This window comes from Xanthomonas sp. BRIP62418 (assembly GCF_003993495.1).
Classification (GTDB): domain Bacteria; phylum Pseudomonadota; class Gammaproteobacteria; order Xanthomonadales; family Xanthomonadaceae; genus Xanthomonas; species Xanthomonas euroxanthea.
In genome coordinates, this window is sequence record NZ_QEZG01000010.1 from 1 (window position 1) to 411 (window position 411).

A 411-nucleotide genomic window follows, 5' to 3' on the forward strand; every position below is an offset into this window, starting at 1 on the left:
CCTGCTTGCCGGCTTCCAGGTGCTTGTCGATCTCGTCGCCGCGCAGTTCCTGGTGCTGGCACTTGACCACCGCGCCGCCTTTGATCGGATCCTTCATCTCGCACTCTTCGCCCAGGCTCAGGCCTTCGGGCAAGGGTTCGCCGGCGATCCAGCCGGTGAGGATGGCGCGCGGTGCGACCTCGGCATTCAACGGCAGTGTCGGGAAGCTGCCGAGTGCGCCGCGGATCTCGCTCATCACGTTCTCGCCGCTCTTGCGGCTGGAACTGTTGACCGCAATGTAGCCGTGCTGCAGGTCCAGAATGGCATCGGTGCGCGAGCTCTTGACGAAGGCGCGCGGCAACAGCTCATGGATCAGGTCGTCCTTCAGGCGCTTGCGGGCCTTGCCACCGGGGCGACGGCCTTCCTTCTCTT

The 411-nt window shown here is 65.2% G+C and carries 1 protein-coding gene; it reads right to left on the bottom strand.

Going from position 1 to position 411, the window contains the following annotated elements; genetic code table 11:
* Positions 1-411: recombination-associated protein RdgC (rdgC, locus tag EO174_RS00040; RefSeq protein WP_164740016.1), on the bottom strand; the 411-nt coding region annotated here is incomplete at both ends.